The sequence below is a fragment of the Bradyrhizobium sp. 17 genome (genome assembly GCF_023073515.1).
Taxonomy (GTDB): domain Bacteria; phylum Pseudomonadota; class Alphaproteobacteria; order Rhizobiales; family Xanthobacteraceae; genus Bradyrhizobium; species Bradyrhizobium canariense_D.
In genome coordinates this window covers 1-4,536 of the sequence record NZ_JADPJQ010000095.1, presented here as the reverse complement: position 1 = coordinate 4,536, position 4,536 = coordinate 1, and the positions used below count along the sequence as shown (strand labels likewise).

5 protein-coding genes are annotated in these 4,536 nt (G+C 61.9%); 4 read left to right on the top strand and 1 reads right to left on the bottom strand.

The window, feature by feature from the left end; translation table 11 throughout:
• The first annotated feature begins 795 nt into the window (after positions 1–795).
• A complete protein-coding gene (locus tag IVB13_RS17230; RefSeq protein ID WP_247401640.1) occupies positions 796–1,722 on the top strand; it encodes a Ku protein in 927 nt (308 codons plus the stop codon).
• A 43-nt stretch (positions 1,723–1,765) separates the two neighbouring features.
• Positions 1,766–2,494: a DUF72 domain-containing protein gene (locus IVB13_RS17225; RefSeq protein WP_247489843.1), complete on the top strand. Its 729-nt coding sequence runs from the start codon at positions 1,766–1,768 to the stop codon at positions 2,492–2,494.
• 104 nt (positions 2,495–2,598) lie between these two features.
• Here the strand turns inward: IVB13_RS17225 and IVB13_RS17220 are convergent, their stop codons facing one another.
• Entirely contained in the window at positions 2,599–2,868 is a 270-nt protein-coding gene (locus tag IVB13_RS17220) for a hypothetical protein (protein WP_018453910.1), read from the bottom strand.
• Positions 2,869–2,959: 91 nt separating this feature from the next.
• Between IVB13_RS17220 and IVB13_RS17215 the strand changes: the two genes are divergently transcribed.
• Entirely contained in the window at positions 2,960–3,715 is a 756-nt protein-coding gene (locus tag IVB13_RS17215; RefSeq protein WP_247489841.1) for a LysR substrate-binding domain-containing protein, read from the top strand.
• 149 nt (positions 3,716–3,864) lie between these two features.
• The coding region (locus IVB13_RS17210) for an MFS transporter (protein ID WP_247489839.1) at positions 3,865–4,536 on the top strand (672 nt) is incomplete at its 3' end.

The window sequence follows — 4,536 nt, the reverse complement described above, 5'->3', positions numbered from 1 at the left end:
GAAAAGCACACGCAGGAAAACCGCACAGCAGCATACAGGTGTAGCCAATCACTCGGCCTTCCCTGCGCGACGGTTGGACGGCTTATGCCGTGCTCTCCCGGGAGCCGAGTTCTCTTTGGCCTCCCTCGCCTCGCGAATTTGGATGATGCTGTCTGCCCGGTTGGGCTCGCACACACCTCCGCGAAAGCTTGACCGTAGCAACGACGGCCAGGACCACACGGTTTTGCCGTACGCACGGCCCGCCATTTCGCCGCAGTTTTTCCAGCCCTGTCGACGAAGCCGAAAACTTACAGGCGAGACGAAGCCTAGCAGCGCCCCTCGTCCGCACGCGGTTGCGGGCTCACAGGGTCTACCCGCCCTGCCCGCACCATCTCGTACCGACGCTGCCGCGTCCATCGCAAGCCCGGCTCGCAATCAAGACGACAACGAGATCGCCCCTCAAGGATGAGCCGGGATGAGCGACACATACGCCGTTTCCGAATTTCGGTAAAGTGGAATATTTTTGCGGAGAGGGATTGACGGGAGAAGGGTGTGTTGCCCGACGGGCTGGGTTGCCGCTTCCCTAGAGCAAGGGATTGGCCGTTTTCCACAGAGGTCTAATCACCGCGGAGTGCCAGGGATTGCGTCACCGATACATGTTCTTATTTTGTTCGTTGGGTTAAGACTGCCCGCCATCTATTCCGGGCGCTTGACCGGGATCTGGCATCAATTTGCGGTGGACACCTGCGGGCGGTGTCGGAACTGTGTCGCGCCGTTCGTCTTGAGTCCAAGTCCCCTTATGGAGTTTTGCGTACCATGGCCCCCCGCGCGAACTGGAAAGGCTTTTTGCGTCTCTCGTTGGTCACCTGTCCCGTGGCGCTCTACCCAGCTACCTCGGAGAGCGAGAAGATCTCCTTCAACCAGCTCAACCGTCAGACCGGTCATCGGATCAAGTACCTGAAAGTCGACGCCGACACCGGCGACGAGGTGCCCAACGAGGACATCGTTAAGGGCTACCAGCTCGAGAAGGACCAGTTCATCGAGGTGACCAAGGAGGAGCTTGAGGAGATCGCGCTGGAATCCACGCGTACCATCGAGATCGACGAGTTCGTAGACAAGGCCGAGATCGATCCGCGCTACCTAATTCGCCCCTACTACATCCGTCCGGACGGAAAAGTCGGCCACGACGCCTTCGCGGTCATCCGCGAGACCATCCGCGAGATGAACAAGGTTGCGATCGGGCGCGTGGTGCTCACCAACCGAGAGCACATCATTGCGCTCGAGCCAATGGACAAGGGCCTGGTCGGCACCTTGCTGCGGTATCCCTACGAGGTGCGTAGTGAGCAGGAATACTTCGACGATATCCAGGACGTCAAAGTGACGAAGGACATGCTCGATCTGGCCAGGCACATCGTGAACCAGAAGGCTGGATCGTTCGAGCCGGAGAAGTTCGAGGACCATTATGAAAGCGCGCTGATCGAGCTCATCAACCAGAAGCGCGCCGGCAAGCCGATCGTGCCGAAGGATCGACCGAAAGGCGAGAACGTCGTCGATCTGATGGACGCGCTACGCAAGAGCGTCGGCGGGGCAGCAAAGACCGAGGCTCCAAAAAAGTCTCCCAAGAAGACGAAGAAAGCTGCCGCGGCTCAGAAGGAGATGCTGATGCCGATCGCCGGTAAGAAGCCGCCTAAGGAAGCGGCGGCGAAGAAGCCGACAGCAGGGGCGCGGCGGAAGTCGGCGTGAGATTGAAACATCCGGTGATACCCGATGGCAGTCACGGACTGACATGGAAGAGGCCGCGCATGTCAAGACTGAGCTGCGGCTCGGCACAGCGGGATGGAATGTTCCGCGAGTCTGCAAGGAAAGAGTTGGCGGGGTAGGTAGCCAGCTTGAACGCTACGCGCGGGTGTTGAACGCCACCGAGATCAACTCATCATTTCATAAGCCGCATCGGCGTTCGACCTACGAGAAATGGGCGAACGCGACGCCCGATGATTTCCGCTTTTCGGTAAAGGTGCCGAAGTCTGTTACTCACTCGTCACAGCTTGCGCAGGGTGAACTCGATCGGTTCATCGAAGAGAGCGCCGGACTTGGTGCGAAGCTCGGGGTTTTGCTCGTTCAGTTTGCACCTCGCAAAATGTTCGTTGAGTCCGATGCGGAGTTCCTGTTCCGCGCGCTGCAGGAAAAGACCTCAGCCGCTCTCGCTTGCGAGCCGCGTCACGTCAGCTGGTTTACGCCCGAGGTCGGCGCCTGGCTCGGGGAACGTCGGATTGCCCGTGTCGCCGCGGATCCGGCGCGGGTGCCCGATGCCGACCTGCCGGGCGGGTGGCCTAGTCTGCGCTATTTTCGATTGCATGGAGCGCCGCGCATTTACTACTCCGCGTACGACGGGGCATTCCTGCGATCGCTGAAGCTGCGGCTCGGTGCTACGTCGTCATCTAGTGAGACCTGGTGCATCTTCGACAACACCGCAGCCGGCGCAGCGATCGAGAACGCACTAGACTTGCTCGCTTGAAGGGCCTTTTGGCAATAGTCCGCTGATATCCCTTACGTCGTCCAAGTTTGCCGAAGGCGTTTGAGGCTCGCACGCCATTCGAGCGGCGCGACAGCGCAGGAGACCTAATCGGGACGTGGCGGGCACTCCGGGCACGTATCGCCGATCGAATGCAAAACCTCGCGCACTTGCCCGACGGCCTGATCCGGAGATAAGCCCTCGGGTGGCTCCTGCCTGGCTATATCCAATGCGTGCTCGCGTGCATGCGGGTCGGCCCGGTCCTTCGCCCAGCCATGCTCCTCGCATTCGTGGATGGCGCCCGCCTCCTGCAGCACGCTGAGCGCCCAGCCCCGCAGCGTTCGGATCGCCGGCCGTCTTTCCTTCGTCATCAGCATCGAGCTTGCTCCTGCCAACGAATCGTTGGCCCGTCTTCTCGTTCCGAGCGGTTAGCACGCAGCAGGGATTCGCAATCGGCAGAGCTGAGGTTTGCTCAACCGGACAAGCCGCAGCGTAACGCTTACCGCCGCGGGCGAGGCGTTGCAGTCAGCGCTTGCGCAGCCCTTCGACGAGATCGGCAGCGCCCTGGACGTTCTCAACCGCTTTCGCGACGTGCCGATGGGTCGGGTGCGGTTGAGCGTACCGACGGAAGCTGCCGAGTTTCTCGTTGGACCCGTGATGGCCACGTTCCTGGAACGGTACCCGGAGGTCGAGATCGAGTTCTCGGTCAACAACCGTATGATCGACGTCATCGAAAACGGGTACGACGCGGGTATCCGGTACGGAGGCACAGTGCCGCAGGACATGGTCGCGCAGCGTCTGTCCGCCGATATCCCCTGGCTCGTCGTCGGGGCTCCTTCCTACCTCGACCGCATGGGCACTCCGGTGAATCCAGGTGACCTGCAATCTCACCGCTGCGTGAAGATCAGGATCGGGGACGAGAGCATCTATCGCTGGGAGTTTGAACGCGGCGACGAGAAGATCGAGATCAATGTTCCGGGCGGGATGACTGTTGATCAAGGGCAGATCGGATTGGTCGCCGTCCGAGACGGGGCGGGGCTCATGTACGTGGCCGAGCCGATGGTGCGCAAGGACCTGCGGGACGGCACGCTGCGCACTGTGTTGGAGCAGTGGGCGCCCCTCGGGCCTGGCTTCCACATCTACTACTCGAGCCGACGGCAGGTTCCGGCGGCGCTCCGGCTCTTCATCGATCTCGTCCGGGAATTGCGACCGCTAGGCCTCTGAGGCCCCTCCGATCGATGAATCCTTCTCAACGGAACATCCGACAGCGCCAGTCTGCTGTCGGGCCTCGCGCGGAACTATCTGAGAACGGCGGCCGATCGCCGCCCGGACCCGGCCGACCGGGTGCGGAGCAGTTTGTTTCCGAGGCTAGAATGACAAGCGAAACCACTTTCGAGGACGGTGCCGTCCAGCGAGAAGCGCCGGCATGGGGCGCGGTCTTCGCCCTCACTCTCTGCGTCGCGACGCTGATCGCGTCCGAATTCATGCCCGTCAGTCTCCTGACGCCGATCGCAGCGGACCTCCACATTACCGAAGGTCAAGCGGGCCAGGCCATCGCAGTCTCCGGCATATTCGCCGTTCTTGCGAGTCTGCTCATTTCGCGGGCGACCCGCGGCATCGACCGGCGGACCGTCCTGCTGTCTCTCACGGTCGTTATGGTGGCGTCGGGCCTGATTGTCGCGCTCGCGCCGAACGGGGCCATCTTCATGGCGGGGCGGGCGCTGATCGGGATCGTCATCGGCGGCTTCTGGTCGATGTCGGCCGCTACCGCGATGCGCCTCGTTCCCGAAACTCAGGTCCCGCGGGCGCTGGCCATCTTCAACGGCGGAAATGCGTTGGCCACGACGATTGCCGCGCCGTTGGGAAGCTTTCTCGGTCAGTACATCGGCTGGCGCGGAGCCTTCTTTTCAGTCGTTCCGCTCGCCGCGCTCGCGCTGGCCTGGCAATTTCTCACGCTCCCCTCGATGCCAGCCGCGGACGACAGCCGCAGGGGCTCCGTGTTCGGAATCCTTCGCTTGCCGAAGGTCGGCCTTGGGATGATCGCA

What these genes read in the sequence shown, in the direction of transcription:
- IVB13_RS17230 (WP_247401640.1), top strand. Translation starts at nt 796, where the DNA reads ATGGCCCCCCGCGCGAACTGGAAAGGCTTTTTGCGTCTCTCGTTGGTC.
- IVB13_RS17225 (WP_247489843.1), top strand. Translation starts at nt 1,766, where the DNA reads ATGGAAGAGGCCGCGCATGTCAAGACTGAGCTGCGGCTCGGCACAGCG.
- IVB13_RS17220 (WP_018453910.1), bottom strand. Translation starts at nt 2,868, where the DNA reads ATGCTGATGACGAAGGAAAGACGGCCGGCGATCCGAACGCTGCGGGGC.